Below are 15,361 nucleotides of genomic sequence, written 5' to 3'. Positions count from 1 at the left end.
ATGAGACTGAAACTTGTCCCTCAAGAAACCTCGTTCGATTTCTTCAGCCGCTGGAAGGTTTGGCTGGGTATTTCCGGCTTGATGATGGTCTTGGCCTTTACGTCCTTCATGTTGCAGGGCCTGAATTTCGGCATCGACTTCCGGGGCGGCACCACGATCCGCACCCAATCGGCGCAAGAGATCGACGTGGGTGCCTATCGCGACGCCATCGCTCCGCTTGAACTGGGCGATGTCACAATCACCGAGATTTTCGACCCGACCTTTGGCGAGGACGAAAACGTCGCCATGATCCGCGTTCAGGCGCAGGCGGAAGCCGAAGCGGTCTCGGCCGCAACAGTAACGGCTGTGGAAGAGGCATTGAAGGCGGCAGCCCCCGATATCCAATTTGTGTCCGTTGAATCCGTCGGTCCCAAGGTTTCGGGTGAGCTGATCCAGACCGCCGTGATCGCCGTTGTCCTCGCGATTGGGGCCGTGCTGGTCTATATCTGGCTACGGTTCGAATGGCAGTTTGCCCTGGGGGCGGTGGCCGCGCTTGTGCATGACGTGATCCTGACCATCGGCATCTTCTCGGAACTGCAAATCCGGTTCGATCTGGCGATCATCGCTGCGCTGCTGACCATCGTGGGCTATTCGCTGAACGACACGGTGGTTGTCTTTGACCGGGTGCGTGAGAACCTGCGCAAATACAAAAAGAAAGACCTAAAAGAGGTCCTCAACATCTCGATCAACGAGACCCTCAGCCGGACGGTCATGACCTCGGTGACAACCCTGCTGGCGCTGATCTCGCTTTATGTGTTGGGCGGAGACGTCATCCGTGGCTTCGTCTTCGCGATGATCTGGGGCGTGATCGTCGGGACGTATTCTTCGGTCTTCGTAGCCTCGACCATCCTGCTGTGGCTGGGGGTCAAACGCGACTGGTCCAAACCGTCGAACACGGCGGGCAACCAGTTTGCAAACATCGACGCCTGATCTTTTTGGCCAGTCCCCCACAGGGCTGGCCACTATTCTATGCGCCGCCTTCCTCAGCGGCATCGTGCGTGGGTTTTCCGGCTTTGGCACGGCGCTGATCTTCCTGCCTATCGCAACGCCTTTTCTGGGCCCGTTCGGCGCGCTGATTGGGCTGACCATCATGGATATCTTCGGTCCGCTCCCCAACCTGCGCCGTGCGTGGCGCGAGGTTGACCGGGGCGACCTGATCCGGCTGGTGGCCGGGTGCGCCCTGATCCTGCCACTTGGGCTTTGGATTTTGACGCAGGTCGACGTGAATGTCTTTCGGTACGCGGTTAGCCTCCTGTCGATCGCGATGCTGGCGGTCCTGATCCTAGGTCTGCGCTATCACGGCTATGTCAGCCGCACGATGGTGGTCGGCATCGGCTGCGCTGCAGGATTTCTTGGAGGCGTGGCAGGCCTGCCTGGTCCAGCGGTCATACTGTTCTACATGTCCCGCCCACTGCAAGTGACGGTCATCCGCGCCACCATTCTACTATTCCTATTTGCCTTCGACTTTCTGCTACTGGGCTACCTCACAGGTATGGGGCGGGTGACCGGAATGGCCGCGCTTCTGGGGTTGCTGCTTGCTGTGCCAAACCTGATCGGCAATTGGCTGGGCGGCAAACTGTTCCGCCCCGAACACGAAAGGCTCTACCGAGCTGCCGCGTATCTGGTGATTGCCGTTGCGGCCTTGTCGGGCCTACCACTTTGGGGCTAGAACGCACCCATGCGCCTGAACGAGATCACCTATACCAACGCCACCCCTGTCGATGGCTACGGCCCCGGTTTCTTCCGCGTGGGCGACGCGCTCTTTCACGGCGCGGTTCTCACCGGCCCAACCGGCACCTCGGAATGGCGGGGCTATGAGGATGCCCAACCGCTCCTCGATCTTGCCGCCAACATTGACGTCCTGTTCATCGGCACCGGGGCAGAGCTGGCACATATTCCCGCCAAACTGCGTAACACGCTTGAAGATGCGGGTATCGGGGTCGAGATCATGAATTCCCCCGCCGCCTGCCGAACCTACAACGTACTGCTCTCCGAAGGTCGCCGCATCGCCCTTGCCGCGCTCCCGGTCTGACGGATCTCCCTTCATCTGGCCAAAAATATCCCGGGGAGCGTGAGGGGCTGGCCCCTCACTCCCACCCCAACCACATCGCGTTCCGTCTAAAGCTCTGCGTCAATTCCGACCTTTTGTCCGCCCCCACAATCCGCTAAGCGAGCGCTATGACACTGACCGTGACCGATCTGGCCATCACCCGTGGTGGCATTCCCGTGCTCGAAGGGCTCAGCTTTTCATTGCCCGCAGGCAAAGCGCTGATCCTGCGCGGTCCCAATGGGATCGGCAAAACAACCCTTCTGCGCACGCTGGCCGGGTTGCAACCGCCGCTGCATGGCCGCATCGAAGGGGCCGAGGATCAGATCGCCTATGCCTCACATTCCGACGGGCTGAAACCCACGCTAACGGTTGTCGAAAATCTTAGTTTCTGGGCCTCGGTCTTTGGCACGCAAGGCATACAACCGGCGCTGGACGCCTTCGCTCTGAATGATCTGGCCGACCGCAACGCAGGCAACCTGTCGGCGGGACAGAAACGGCGGCTGGGGCTGGCGCGGATGCTGGTTACAGGGCGACCGATCTGGATGCTGGACGAACCCACCGTCTCGCTGGACCAGAACGCAGTGAAAATGTTCGCCGACGCCGTGCGCGCGCACCTGGGGCAGGGGGGATCAGCCCTGATCGCCACTCATATAGACTTGGGCCTTGACGGAGAGGTTCTGGATGTCGGCCCCAACAAGGCCAAACCCAAACCCATCGACGATTTCGACGGAGGCTTCCTGTGATCGCCTTGCTGCTGCGTGACCTGAAACTGGCCTTCCGCGCCGGAGGGGGCTTCGGCCTTGGGCTGGCTTTCTTCCTGATCGTGACCGTGCTGGTGCCATTCTCGGTCGGGCCGCAATCCTCTCTGCTTTCGACTATCGCGCCTGGTGTGCTTTGGCTGGGCGCACTGCTGGCCTGCCTGCTGTCGCTCGACCGCCTGTTAGCGCTGGATTGGGAGGACGGCTCGCTCGACCTGCTGGCCACGGCACCGCTGCCGCTGGAAGCCGTGGTTACGATCAAGGCGCTTGCGCACTGGCTGACCACAGGCCTACCACTGGTTCTGGCCGCGCCGTTTCTGGGCGTGCTGCTGAATCTGCCGGTGCCGGGCTTTTCGTGGCTGGTGATCTCGCTGCTGATCGGCACCCCCGCCATGAGCGTCATCGGCACCTTCGGCGCAGCCCTGACCGTCGGCCTGAAACGCGGCGGTTTGCTGTTGTCGCTGTTGGTCCTGCCGCTTTACGTGCCCACGCTGATCTTCGGCGCTGAAGTGGCCCGCCGTGGCGCCACGGGGATGGAGACCCAGACCCCGCTGCTCATGCTGGCGGGGATCACCGCCGCCACAATCGCACTGCTGCCCTTTGCCAGCGCCGCCGTTTTACGCATCAACCTTCGGTGACGTGCTCAAACTTTGACCAAGGTCAATTGAGAACGAACCCGACTCGGACTAGATAAGGCCCATGTCTATCGCAGCCAAAGCCAATGCCCTCTGGGAATACGCCAACCCGCGCAAGTTCCTTGCGACCAGCGAACGGGTGATGCCGTTCTTCTGGATCACCTCTATCGCGTGCATCGTGGTGGGGCTGATCTGGGGGTTTTTCTTCACGCCGGATGACTATAAACAAGGCTCGACCGTCAAGATCATCTACCTGCATGTTCCGGCGGCGCTGATGGCGATCAATTGTTGGCTGATGATGCTGGCGACCTCGCTGGTCTGGCTGGTGCGCCGCCACCATGTCAGCGCTCTGGCCGCCCGTGCTGCTGCGCCAATCGGCATCGTGATGACTTTGATCGCACTGGCGACAGGCGCGATTTGGGGTCAGCCCATGTGGGGTACTTGGTGGGCCTGGGATCCGCGCCTGACCTCCTTCCTAATCCTATTCCTGTTTTATCTGGGCTATGTCGCCCTGTGGGAAGCGATCGAAGACCCCGACACCGCCGCCGACCTGACCTCGGTCCTGTGTCTGGTGGGCTCGGTTTTTGCGATCCTCAGCCGCTATGCGGTGAATTTCTGGAATCAGGGTCTGCACCAAGGCGCATCGGTGATGCGTGCAGCTGCCATTACCGGGGCGGATACCGAGGAAAAAGTCAGCAACATCTATTTCTACCCGCTGCTTCTGTGCATCATCGGGTTTGTTCTACTGTTCATCGCGCTGGTGCTCTACCGCACGGGTACGGAAATTCGCGCGCGCCGGATCAAGGCGTTGCTGGCACGGGAAAGGGTAAATGGATGATCCCCGATCTTGGAAAATACGCCGACACGGTCTTGTGGTCCTATGTGGTTTCAATCGGACTTCTGACAGCGCTGATCCTGTTCAGCGTGATGCGCGGCCGCAAGGTTCGGACCGAGATGGAAAAACTCGAAGAACGGATGACCCGCAATGGCTAAAATCTCGCCTCTGATGATCGCGCCACCGCTGATCTTTGGCGCCTTTGCCGTTCTGGCCGGCATCGGCATGTTCCGCGACGATCCAAACGCGTTGCCATCCGCCCGCGAAGGCCAGCCCGCGCCACCGGTCGTCCTGACCGAATTTCAAGGCAAACCCAATTTCGACGACGCCACGCTGCGCGACGGGAATGTCAAACTGGTCAATTACTGGGCCAGCTGGTGCGCCCCATGTCGTGTGGAACACCCTAACCTTCAGGCCCTGTCCGACGAAGGCATCCCGCTTTACGGCATCAACTACAAAGACCAACTGGACAATGCCGAAGACTTCCTGACCGAACTCGGCGATCCGTACACTGGCATCGGTCGCGACGAACAGGGCCGAATGGGCCTCGATTGGGGCGTCTACGGCGTACCCGAGACCTATGTCATCAACGGCGAAGGCACCATAATCCTGCGCTTTGCCGGACCCATCACCCAACGCGTGATCGAAGGCACCATCCGCCCAGCCTTGGAAAAAGCTGCAGGCAAATAAAGCCCGCCCGTTCTTCTGTTCAAAAATACCTCGGAGCGCCAGGCAGAGCCTCGCAAATAACAAAAGGACGCCCTTAGGCGTCCTTTCTTATTCTATATGCACAAATTCCGGTCATCCGGCCTTTGCAAGGTTCCGTAGTACGTAGTGCAGTACGCCACCGTTTTCGATATACTCGATTTCGGGCGCGGTATCGATGCGGCACTTCAGGGTGATGGTCTTCTCGGACCCATCGCCGTAGACGATCGTGCAGGGCACCTCTTGCAACGGCTGGATCGTGTCCAGACCGTGGATCGAGACCGTTTCGTCCCCTTTCAGACCCAGCGACTTGCGTGTGTCACCGCCGGTGAACTCAAACGGAATGACGCCCATGCCAACCAGGTTCGAGCGGTGAATACGCTCAAAGCTTTCGGCGATCACGGCCTTGACGCCCAGCAGAGCCGTACCCTTGGCCGCCCAGTCACGAGAAGAACCCGCACCGTACTGTTCGCCACCAAAGACAACCAGCGGGGTGCCCTTTTCCTGATAGGCCATCGACGCCTCATAAACCGAGGTCTGCTCGCCATCGGGGCCTTTGGTGTAACCACCCTCGACACCGTCTAGCATCTCGTTTTTGACACGGATGTTGGCAAAAGTGCCGCGCATCATGATCTCGTGGTTGCCACGACGGGACCCGTACGAGTTGAACTCGCGCGGTTGCACCTGACGGTCGGTCAGGTATTTGCCGGCAGGCGTGGTTGTTGCAAACGATCCGGCCGGTGAGATGTGGTCGGTGGTGATCATGTCACCCAGGATTAACAGAACCTTGGCACCTTCGATGTTCGAAATCGTACCCGGCTCGGCCCCCATGCCCTGGAAATAGGGCGGGTTCTGGATGTAAGTCGATGTCGCGGGCCAATCATAGGTTTCCTGCTGCGGAACATCTACGCCCTGCCACTTTTCATCGCCCTTGAAGACGTCGGCATATTTCGATTGGAACGCCTCACGCGTAACGGTCTGTTCAACCAGTTCAGCGACTTCCTGGGCCGATGGCCAGATGTCCTTCATGAAGACGTCGTTACCGTCCTGATCCTGACCAATCGGCTCGGACGTCAGGTCGATATCCATGGTGCCTGCCAGCGCGTAGACCACCACCAACGGCGGCGAGGCCAGATAGTTGGCGCGAACGTCAGGCGAGATGCGTCCTTCGAAGTTCCGGTTGCCCGACAGCACCGACGTGGCGACCAGATCGCCTTCAGCGATCGCTTCGGACAGTTCCGCCTGAATGGGGCCCGAGTTACCGATACAGGTAGTGCAGCCATACCCCACGAGGTTAAAGCCCACTTTGTCCAGATCTTCTTGCAGGCCAGCGGCCTCAAGATAGGCTGACACAACCTGCGACCCAGGAGCCAGCGAGGTTTTGACCCAAGGTTTGCGGTTCAAACCCAGCGCTGCGGCTTTGCGCGCCACAAGGCCCGCGCCAATCATCACATAGGGGTTCGAAGTGTTGGTGCAGGAGGTGATCGAGGCGATCACGACCTTGCCCGATTCCATGGTGTAGTCCTCGCCGTTGACGACGACTTCCTTGCCCATGGGACGCTTGAAAGTCTCTTCCATTTCCTTGGTGAAAGCGGCCTTGGCGTTGGTCAGTGCAACATAGTCCTGCGGGCGTTTTGGACCCGAGATCGCAGGAACGATGGTGCCCATGTCCAGCGACAGGGTGTCGGTATAGATCGGTGCGTAGTCCGCATCGCGCCAGAAGCCGTTCTCTTTCGCGTAGGCTTCGACCAGAGCAATTCGGTCCTCGTCACGGCCGGTGTTGCGCAGGTATCGCAGGGTCTCGCCGTCGATCGGGAAGAAGCCACAGGTCGCGCCGTATTCGGGAGCCATGTTGGCGATGGTCGCGCGGTCGGCCAGCGGCAGGCGGTCCAGACCTTCGCCGTAAAACTCGACGAATTTGCCGACAACACCTTTTTCACGCAGCATCTCGACGACCTTCAGAACCAGGTCGGTGCCGGTGGTGCCTTCGACCAGATCGCCGGTCAGCTCAAAGCCCACAACCTCGGGGATCAGCATCGAGATTGGCTGACCCAGCATCGCGGCTTCGGCCTCGATCCCGCCAACACCCCAGCCCAGAACGGCCATGCCGTTGACCATGGTGGTGTGGCTGTCGGTGCCGACCAGCGTGTCAGGGTAGGCGACTTCGTTGCCGTCCTGATCGGTGTCAGTCCAGACGGTCTGGGCCAGATATTCCAGGTTCACTTGGTGACAGATGCCGGTTCCGGGGGGCACAACGCGGAAGTTGTTAAAGGCGTTCTGGCCCCATTTCAGGAACTGGTAGCGTTCCATGTTGCGTTCATACTCGCGGTCCACATTCATCTGGAACGCGCGCGGGTTGCCAAACTCGTCAATCATGACCGAGTGGTCGATGACCAGATCAACTGGGTTCAGTGGGTTGATCTTCTGTGCGTCGCCGCCCAGTCCTTTGATGCCGTCACGCATTGCGGCCAGATCGACAACCGCCGGAACACCGGTGAAGTCCTGCATCAAAACGCGGGCAGGGCGATAAGCGATCTCGCGCGGGTTCTTACCGCCGTTGGCGCCCCATTCGGCAAAGGCCTTGATGTCGTCGACCGAGACCGAGAAACCGTTATCCTCGAACCGCAGCATGTTCTCCAGCACCACTTTCAGCGCGGCGGGAAGGTTTGAGAAATCACCCAGACCGGCCTCTTGTGCGGCGGGGATGGAATAATAGGAAATGGACTTGCCATTCACGCTCAGGCTGCGGCGTGTCTTGGCGGTATCCTGTCCGACTTTGATGGGCATCTAGTGGCCTCCCTCTCAAATGACGTGGAATATGGGATTCGCTGAGGGGTATCTGCATCACCCAAGCCGCCGGTTCAAGGTCCAACAGCCCACCTGCGGCAATTTTTGTATACCATTGCACACATTTTTTTGAAATCTGGCTGTCGCGGCTCTCAAGAAACCTTGATTGGAGGTTGAGCGGCGATAGATGTACACCTGTCTCGCATCCCACAAATCCCGAGAGCCCCATGATCAGAACCGTTACTGCGACCGCGCTTGTTTCCCTGTTTCTTGCCTCGTCTTCGATGGCGGAAAGTGACCCGGTGGTTGTGGAGTTGTTCACGTCTCAGGGGTGTTCTTCCTGTCCCCCTGCGGACAAGCTGATGCATGAGCTTGCCAAGCGCGACGACGTTATCGGCTTGGCGCTGCACGTGGACTATTGGGACTATATCGGGTGGGAAGATGAATATGCCAATCCCGATCACACCACCCGGCAGCGCGCCTATGCGCGTGGGGGCGGGCGGTCGATGATCTATACGCCGCAGATGGTGATCAACGGGCAGCAGGATGTTGTGGGTGCCAAGACTGATGAACTGAATCGCATCATCGACGCCCATCTGAAAGCTGCGCCAGAGGCATCGGTCACAGCAACACGGGCGGCGAATGATGTCACGGTGGATGTCACGCCGATCGAACTGCCCGAAGGGGCGACCTATGAGATTCGGGTGGTGGAGTATTCACCGATGCGCCATGCCTCGATCCGCCGAGGGGAACTGGCGGGGCATGAGCTGGACTATGCCAATGTGGTGGAATCCTGGCACTGGGCGGGATCCTGGGATGGCAACCAGGCGCAGCAATATTCGGTTGCGCTGACTTCGGACCTTCCTGCGGTTGTGCTGATTCAAGAGGCGGGTCATGGTCCGATCGTGGCCGCGGCGCGGGTCAAATAGGTCAACCGCCCGTTAAACCATGTCTTCCGGCTGAACACCCAACCCATTCCAGGCTTTCCAGCGGCGGTGAATCCAGAACCACTGGCCCATATTCTTGCGCACCATCGCCTCAAGATCGTCATTGGTGAACTGGGTCATGGTTTTGGGGTCGGTATGAGGGACGGGGTCGTGCAGGACGATCTCAAAGTCGATACCGTTGGGCTGGCGCACGGCATAGCACGGGATCAGCACCGCCTTGTACTTCATCGCAAGCTCGGCATTCAGAACCGAGGTCACGGCGGGTTTGCCGAAATAGGTCAGCTCTTCGCCGCCATGGGCGTGCAGGTCCGATACGATGGCGATGATCCCACCCTTTTTCAGGGCGCGCACCATCTCAACCATGCCGCGGCGGCCCTGTTCAAACATCGGCGCGCCGGTTTTGTAAAAGGCGTCGACATACATGTCGTTGAAATAGGGGTTTGCCATCCGGCGATAGAGACAACCGATCGGTTCGCCGCTGCGTTCCTGTAGCGCGATGCGCGCCGCAAGGTAGTGGCCGAAATGGGCGGTGATCATCATCACCGGCTTGCCTTCGGCAACGGCGGCGTCAAACGCGGCGATACCAGGACCCGAAACCTTTGCATGGCGCTGTCGATCCGTAAACCCTTCGGGCGAGAAATGTTCCATAATCGCACGGCCAGCATTGTCGGGGACGGCCCGGCAGATGCGATTGACTTCATCCTCGGGCAGGTCGGGGCAGGTCAGCTTCAGGTTGTTGCGCACGCGTTTCGAAAACCCCACCACTGGTGCAAGCGTGCGGACCAATGCGCCCATTGTCGCAATGCGGCGCTCGTAGGGCAGCAGGCGCATCGCGCCAATCAACCCTCTGAGGAACAGGCCGGTCACGTAATATTTGCCAAGCTCAATCCGGCTGAGTTCTGACTTTTCTACGGGCATCTGTGGCTCTCGGCGGCTATTGCGGGCGTTGCCGGGCCAGACATACAACCCCGACCGAGTGACCACAAGCGTTCTGAATGGGTTACAAGGGCACGGAGGCGTCTCGTTATTCCTCGGCCTCTTCTTCGACAAGGGTTATCGCGCCGCCATCCACCAGATCGCGGATTGCGCCAACGATCTGGGTCATGGCCTCTTCCGCCTCAGCTTGTTTGACCTTGCCGCGTTCGGTCATTTCCTCGCGCAGATTGTCGGCCATGCGCGAGGACATGTTGGTCAGAAGAAATTCAACCGTTGTCTTGTCGTCCTCGGTCTCGGCACCGGCGAGCGCTGTGACCAGAACCGGTTGATCCACGCCCCGAAGGATAGCGGGTACGTCGCGCGGCAGGATGCGCGTTGGGACATGGGCGAATGTAAAGATGGACCGGCGTACGACACTGGCGAAGTCCGAATCCTCCTCATCCAGAGCGCTAAGCAACCCGTCGCGGGTCGAGGCGGCGGATTGGTTGAGGATGGCCCCCACGCGCGCACCGGGGCCATCTGTGAATGCCATGGTCGGGCGTTGATCCAGTTGCGCGGCCAGCGACCATCCGATCCGGTCTACTGCCTCGGGTGTGACATTGGCGGTTTTCGACACCGCATAGGTGATCCGTCGCGCCACAGGGCCGGGCAGGTGGCCCAATAGCTGCGCGGCCTTCGCGGTTTCCAGCTTCGAAAGCATCACTGCCGCGACCTCGATACTTTCGGCCTGCGCCATGTCGGCCAGATCCTCGGTTGGGACTTCGCGCACTCGCTGCCAGGGATCGCCGACTTGACGCACCCCTGCGACTTTGCGCAGCCGCGCGGCGGTGGCCGGAGCGATTTTGCCGTTCACAGCATCCAGCGCACCCGCAAGTCCGTGCGGAAAGGAAAGCCCGACACTGTCCAGCGCTTCGGCAAATTCAGCGGCCACAGCGTCCAGCGTCACCCGGTCCACCAGACCCATCTGCCCCAGTTGGTGGGTCAGCTTTTCCTGCAAGTCATCGGGAAGATCCTCAAGCGGGATATCCGCGCCGTCATTTAACAAAAGCCGTACGACCACTGCCGCCTTTTGTCGATTGCTCAGCGCGCGTGGAACCACGCGCGGCGCTTCTTGTTCTTTGTCGGCAATGGGGGCCGAAGCCCCCGGCGCCATTTGTACCAATGTGTGTGAGTCCTGCATCTGCCTGCGGTGCCATCATTCTGATCCACGGGCAGAATAGGGAGACTCGGGTAAAAAAAACCTGAAGCTTAGTAGTTGAAGGTCAGCCCCGTGCGGATTGCCTCGCGCAGCGACGCCTCGGCCCAGGTGCCTTCACCACCGCGCGCCTTGATCTCGCGCCATTGCTCGATGGCCAGATCGGTGCGACCTTCGGCGACATAGCCTTGTGCCATGTACGAGCGCGCCAGAATATTGTCGGGATTGACCCTGATAGCGTCCTGATAGAACAGATTGGCCTGTTCCAGATCGCCCAGCTTTCGGAAGGTAAAGCCCCAATAGGTCAGAACACGGTCATCATCCTGATCCATGATCCGAAGGATGTCCTGCGCGTTTTCCAACTGCCCGTCATAGGCAAGCTCACGCACCGCGCCATAAAGTTCGTCCTGAGTGAAATTTGTTTTGTTCGGTTTCACACAGCGCCCGGCGTCCTTGTCATAGACCCGACCGAACAGACACTTCTTGGTCGTGTTCGTCGGTTTAGGCGGGCTGCTGTCCCCACCGCCAGCGGCGTGGGCAACAGGGGCGAAAGCAAATGCCTGCAGGGCAATTGCTGAGGCTAGCACTAGGCGCATTTTCCTACTCCGTTCTCTGGGCTGCTCTGATCAAGCATAGCGCGATCCGATAAAAGACGAACAATCGGCGGCTCGCTTTTATTCACGAGTAGGAAATATTTTCTTAGCTGTTCACGGTTTTGGTACAGCTCTGGGTCTCATAGTCCCATTGGGTGCCCGGCGCGCAGGATTGCGTTTGCTTGGAATGTCCGCTGCAGGCGAACGCGATCGAGGCAGAGCAGGTCAGAGCCAATGCGCATAGAAGAGTACGGGTCATGGTGGGTCTCCTGTTCGGAACAACGACCACATCATATCCGAATTTGAGCAACCTGACAAAAGGACAAGGCCCGAATCCGCCGAAACGGTCCGGGCTTTGTTTAGTGCGTTAGGCTTTATTCCTCGCCAAACACGCGCGCGAAAATCGTGTCTACGTGCTTGGTGTGATAGCCAAGGTCGAATTTCTCTTCGATCTCCGCGGGGCTGAGGGCGGCGGTGACATCGGCATCGGCCAGAAGTTCTTCTTTGAAATCAGTGCGGTGTTCCCAAACCTTCAACGCGTTGCGCTGAACCATGGCATAGGCGTCTTCGCGGCTGACACCTGCTTGGGTTAGGGCCAGTAGAACCCGTTGGCTCATGACCAGACCGGGGAATTTGTTCATGTTCTCCAGCATGTTTTCAGGGAAGATCAGCATCTTGTCGATCACACCTGTTAGACGGGCCAGCGCAAAGTCCAACGTGATCGTGGCGTCCGGCCCGATCATGCGTTCCACCGAGGAATGCGAGATATCGCGTTCGTGCCAAAGTGCCACATTCTCCATCGCAGGGATCACCGCCGCACGCACCATACGCGCCAGACCAGTCAGGTTCTCGGTCAGCACCGGGTTTTTCTTGTGCGGCATAGCTGACGAGCCCTTTTGACCCATCGAGAAGAACTCGGCCCCTTCCAGAACCTCGGTCCGCTGCATATGGCGGATTTCGATAGCGATATTTTCGATGCTGCTGGCGATCACGCCCAATGTGGCAAAGAAGGCCGCGTGACGGTCGCGCGGAATGACCTGCGTGCTGATCGGCTCGGGCACCAGACCAAGTTTGTCGCAGACATGCTCTTCAACCGCAGGATCGACATTGGCAAAGGTGCCGACTGCGCCGCTGATCGCACCGGTTGCAATCTCGGCCCGCGCGTCGCGCATGCGAGACAGATTGCGGTCCATCTCTGCGTAGAAACGCGCAAAGGTCAGACCCATGGTGGTGGGCTCGGCATGGATGCCGTGGCTGCGGCCGATGCGGACAGTGTCCTTGTGTTCGATCGCGCGGCGTTTCAGGGCGGCCAGCAGACCTTCGAGATCGGCGATCAGCAGGTCGGCAGCGCGGGTCAATTGTACGTTCAGGCAGGTGTCCAGCACGTCGGAACTGGTCATGCCCTGATGGACAAATCGCGCCTCTTCGCTGCCGACATGTTCAGCCAGATGGGTCAGGAAGGCGATGACGTCGTGTTTGGTGACGGCTTCGATTTCATCAATCCGCGCCACGTCGAACTCAACGTCCTTGGCCTTCCACACGGCCTCGGCGTTTTCGCGTGGTATTACGCCCAGATCGGCCATAGCGTCACAGGCATGGGCTTCGATCTCGTACCAGATGCGGAACTTGCTTTCGGGCGACCAGATGGCAACCATCTCGGGGCGGGAATAACGTGGAATCATTGGCAGCAGCACCTTATTGTGATTTGGCAGGAGGCGTTGCGGCGCGGTTTAAACCCGACCCGCCACGGGAACAAGATGCGAGTGCGCAGATGAGACGGTTTGCCCTGATTTTAGCCCTTTGGCCCGATATTTCGGCCGCGACAGAGTTTTGGCCACTGACCGGGAATGAAATCGTGTCGGCCTTGACCGGGCAGAAACTCAGCTATGGCGAAGGCGTCTGGCAAACCTTCGATGCAAGCGGGGCTACGCAGTATTTCTCGGGGCGACCCAGCAGTGGACGGTGGGCGGTTCGCGGAGACCAGTATTGCTCGACCTGGCCACCATCCGGGCTTTGGGCCTGCTATGACGTTTTGCAAAGCGGGGTAATCATTCGGTTCATCGACGACAGGGGCGGGATAACGGACGGGTATCTGCCGGAATGATCGCTCCGAACAGCCTGTCCGATTTCGAAGGCTGCTGGGGCCTGACGCGCACCATCCGCGACGCAAGAGCGGGGCAGGTGGTGCAGGCGGATGGGATGGCGTATCTGCGTCTTGCTGATGACGGTCTGATCTATGACGAAGAAGTGGTTTTGCGCATACCCGGCCAGGCTAAGATGACAGGCACCCGGCGCTACCTGTGGCGTGCGGACGGCGACGGTGTAGCCGTCTTTTTCGACGACGGGCGGTATTTCCACCGTTTGAATCTGGGGGTTCCGCAGACGTCGGATCACCATGATTGCGCGCCAGACAGCTATGACGCAGTCTATGATTTCTCGAACTGGCCGCGATGGAGCGTACGCTGGATAGTCTCCGGGCCCCGAAAATCCTACGAAATGGACACGGAATACGTGCTACGGTAGCGTAATCACCTTGAAGTGAGCGGCCGGATTGGGCATTGCTGTCGCAGAATTCCGATCCGAATTGGGGAGAAATGAAGATGAATGCAAATGTACTGGCCAATGCGTTTGGCCCGCGCGAAGGCACGGCGCTGCGTGTTAAGCAAGTGATCCTGGTTGCGCTTGGCATCGTTGCTTTGGCCGTTGCCGCGAAAATCAAAGTGCCGATGTGGCCGGTTCCGATCACCATGGGCACCTTTGCCGTTCTGACCATTGGCACCGCCTATGGCGCGCGTCTGGGTCTGGTGACCATGCTGGGTTACCTGCTGATCGGCGCGCTGGGCTTTGATGTGTTCGCCGGTTCGTCGGCCGAGAAATTCGGGCTGACTTACATGATGGGTGGCACAGGCGGCTATCTGGTGGGTTATGTGCTGGCGACCCTGGCTCTGGGTGCTCTGGCCGCGCGCGGCTGGGACCGCTCGGTTGGCAAGCTGGCGCTGGCGCTGGTTCTGGCCAATGTGTTGATCTACGTCCCCGGCCTGCTTTGGCTGGGTCAGCTGTATGGTTGGGATCAGCCGATCCTGGCCTGGGGCCTGACGCCGTTCCTGGTGGGTGATGCGATCAAACTGGCGCTGGCGGCGCTGCTGATCCCTGGCCTGTGGAAACTGGTGGGCGACGCCCGCGCCTGATTTCCCGCTTTTGAGAACGACGAAACCCGCGCCCGGAGCAATCCCGGCGCGGGTTTTTTTTGTTATGGAATGAGACTGGACAAATCCGGTCATCGCGGGCCACTCTGAGCCAACAGAAACAACAGGTTATTATGATATGTTTTTGCGATTAAGCTCTGCCATTGCGGCGATATGGCTTGGCGCCGCGCCAGTTTTTGCCGATACCCCGGTGACGTATACGGATAATGGACGCGCCTTGTTCAGCTTTTCGGTGCCCGATTTCTGGGCCGTGCGGACAGGTGGCACACGCGAGATTGAGGATACGCAACTGGGAGATCCCCGCGCAGTGGCTCGTGTCATGGGGATACGGCCTGTGACCGATGACAACGTCTGGATCGGTTTTGTCGCACCTGCCGGCGTCGCCTCGATCGACGGAGGATTGCGGTATCTTCAGGATGTCGACAAGTTTCTGGTCAAATCTCCAGTGGTTTCAGACAATGTTTCGACTCGTATCGGAGGGCTGCCCGCGCAAGTGATCCGGGGCACCGGTACCCGTGATGGGCGGGGCGTTAACTTCACTGCGACTGTGATCGACCTGCCCAATGACCGCGTCGCCGTGGCCGTGGCCGTTCTGCGCGATGGGGCCGATCCGGCCTATGTGGATGATCTGAACGCAGTGTTCGCCTCGTTCCGGGCTGCTCGGTGAGGAGGGGG

Annotated in this window: 19 protein-coding genes; 13 read left to right on the top strand and 6 right to left on the bottom strand. The window is 59.5% G+C overall.

What is annotated here, in order from left to right; translation table 11 throughout:
- From secF to AC2FJ6_RS02925, 8 genes are all read left to right on the top strand, one after another.
- Nucleotides 1-969, top strand: a complete 969-nt coding sequence (gene secF / locus AC2FJ6_RS02960) for a protein translocase subunit SecF (RefSeq protein WP_170770422.1) — start codon at nt 1-3, stop codon at nt 967-969.
- Entirely contained in the window at nt 950-1,708 is a 759-nt protein-coding gene (locus AC2FJ6_RS02955; RefSeq protein ID WP_170770423.1) for a sulfite exporter TauE/SafE family protein, read from the top strand. Before secF ends, AC2FJ6_RS02955 begins: the two co-directional genes overlap by 20 nt.
- 9 nt (nt 1,709-1,717) lie before the next feature.
- Entirely contained in the window at nt 1,718-2,071 is a 354-nt protein-coding gene (locus AC2FJ6_RS02950; protein ID WP_170770424.1) for an Mth938-like domain-containing protein, read from the top strand.
- A gap of 146 nt (nt 2,072-2,217) precedes the next feature.
- Nucleotides 2,218-2,832 carry a heme ABC exporter ATP-binding protein CcmA gene (ccmA, locus tag AC2FJ6_RS02945; RefSeq protein WP_170770425.1) on the top strand — a complete coding sequence of 205 codons (615 nt, stop codon included), beginning with the start codon at nt 2,218-2,220 and terminating at the stop codon, nt 2,830-2,832.
- On the top strand, nt 2,829-3,485 hold the full coding sequence (gene ccmB, locus AC2FJ6_RS02940) for a heme exporter protein CcmB (RefSeq protein WP_170770426.1): 657 nt from the start codon (nt 2,829-2,831) through the stop codon (nt 3,483-3,485). The genes ccmA and ccmB overlap by 4 nt, the downstream gene beginning before the upstream one ends.
- Before the next feature lie 61 nt (nt 3,486-3,546).
- On the top strand, nt 3,547-4,320 hold the full coding sequence (locus tag AC2FJ6_RS02935; RefSeq protein ID WP_170770428.1) for a heme ABC transporter permease: 774 nt from the start codon (nt 3,547-3,549) through the stop codon (nt 4,318-4,320).
- Nucleotides 4,317-4,475 (top strand): heme exporter protein CcmD, encoded by a 159-nt coding sequence (gene ccmD, locus AC2FJ6_RS02930; RefSeq protein ID WP_170770430.1) that lies wholly within the window; start codon nt 4,317-4,319, stop codon nt 4,473-4,475. The genes AC2FJ6_RS02935 and ccmD overlap by 4 nt, the downstream gene beginning before the upstream one ends.
- Nucleotides 4,468-5,007 carry a DsbE family thiol:disulfide interchange protein gene (locus AC2FJ6_RS02925; protein WP_170782651.1) on the top strand — a complete coding sequence of 180 codons (540 nt, stop codon included), beginning with the start codon at nt 4,468-4,470 and terminating at the stop codon, nt 5,005-5,007. Before ccmD ends, AC2FJ6_RS02925 begins: the two co-directional genes overlap by 8 nt.
- 111 nt (nt 5,008-5,118) lie before the next feature.
- Here the strand turns inward: AC2FJ6_RS02925 and acnA are convergent, their stop codons facing one another.
- A complete protein-coding gene (gene acnA / locus AC2FJ6_RS02920) occupies nt 5,119-7,809 on the bottom strand; it encodes an aconitate hydratase AcnA (RefSeq protein WP_170770434.1) in 2,691 nt (896 codons plus the stop codon).
- Nucleotides 7,810-8,036: 227 nt separating this feature from the next.
- Between acnA and AC2FJ6_RS02915 the strand changes: the two genes are divergently transcribed.
- Nucleotides 8,037-8,738 (top strand): DUF1223 domain-containing protein, encoded by a 702-nt coding sequence (locus AC2FJ6_RS02915; RefSeq protein ID WP_170770436.1) that lies wholly within the window; start codon nt 8,037-8,039, stop codon nt 8,736-8,738.
- 12 nt (nt 8,739-8,750) lie between these two features.
- Here AC2FJ6_RS02915 and AC2FJ6_RS02910 read toward each other — a convergent pair whose 3' ends face one another.
- The 5 genes from AC2FJ6_RS02910 to purB all read right to left on the bottom strand — a co-directional run bounded on the left by AC2FJ6_RS02910 (nt 8,751) and on the right by purB (nt 13,162).
- Complete coding sequence (locus AC2FJ6_RS02910; protein WP_170770438.1) at nt 8,751-9,674, bottom strand: lysophospholipid acyltransferase family protein; 924 nt, start codon at nt 9,672-9,674, stop codon at nt 8,751-8,753.
- A gap of 106 nt (nt 9,675-9,780) precedes the next feature.
- Nucleotides 9,781-10,845: a flagellar motor switch protein FliG gene (locus tag AC2FJ6_RS02905; RefSeq protein ID WP_170770654.1), complete on the bottom strand. Its 1,065-nt coding sequence runs from the start codon at nt 10,843-10,845 to the stop codon at nt 9,781-9,783.
- A 95-nt stretch (nt 10,846-10,940) separates the two neighbouring features.
- Nucleotides 10,941-11,483, bottom strand: coding sequence for a tetratricopeptide repeat protein (locus AC2FJ6_RS02900; RefSeq protein ID WP_170770440.1), 543 nt, complete (start codon nt 11,481-11,483; stop codon nt 10,941-10,943).
- A 103-nt stretch (nt 11,484-11,586) separates the two neighbouring features.
- Nucleotides 11,587-11,739, bottom strand: a complete 153-nt coding sequence (locus AC2FJ6_RS02895; protein WP_170770442.1) for an adenylosuccinate lyase — start codon at nt 11,737-11,739, stop codon at nt 11,587-11,589.
- Between the two features lie 115 nt (nt 11,740-11,854).
- The gene (gene purB, locus AC2FJ6_RS02890) at nt 11,855-13,162 is read right to left on the bottom strand and encodes an adenylosuccinate lyase (RefSeq protein WP_170770444.1); all 1,308 of its coding nucleotides are present in this window, start codon (nt 13,160-13,162) and stop codon (nt 11,855-11,857) included.
- Between the two features lie 89 nt (nt 13,163-13,251).
- On the opposite strand from purB, the gene AC2FJ6_RS02885 reads away from it, so the two are divergent.
- The 4 genes from AC2FJ6_RS02885 (at nt 13,252) to AC2FJ6_RS02870 (ending at nt 15,353) form a co-directional block, all read left to right on the top strand.
- A complete protein-coding gene (locus tag AC2FJ6_RS02885) occupies nt 13,252-13,584 on the top strand; it encodes a hypothetical protein (protein WP_170770446.1) in 333 nt (110 codons plus the stop codon).
- Nucleotides 13,581-14,003 carry a DUF6314 family protein gene (locus tag AC2FJ6_RS02880; RefSeq protein WP_170770448.1) on the top strand — a complete coding sequence of 141 codons (423 nt, stop codon included), beginning with the start codon at nt 13,581-13,583 and terminating at the stop codon, nt 14,001-14,003. Before AC2FJ6_RS02885 ends, AC2FJ6_RS02880 begins: the two co-directional genes overlap by 4 nt.
- Before the next feature lie 77 nt (nt 14,004-14,080).
- Complete coding sequence (locus AC2FJ6_RS02875; protein WP_170770450.1) at nt 14,081-14,668, top strand: biotin transporter BioY; 588 nt, start codon at nt 14,081-14,083, stop codon at nt 14,666-14,668.
- A 136-nt stretch (nt 14,669-14,804) separates the two neighbouring features.
- Nucleotides 14,805-15,353: a hypothetical protein gene (locus tag AC2FJ6_RS02870; RefSeq protein WP_170770452.1), complete on the top strand. Its 549-nt coding sequence runs from the start codon at nt 14,805-14,807 to the stop codon at nt 15,351-15,353.
- Nucleotides 15,354-15,361: the final 8 nt, after the last annotated feature.

The sequence above is a fragment of the Ruegeria sp. CDSA089 genome, from assembly GCF_059612205.1.
Note: the sequence above shows the minus strand (reverse complement) of the source record. Positions and strands in the feature narration are given on the sequence as shown.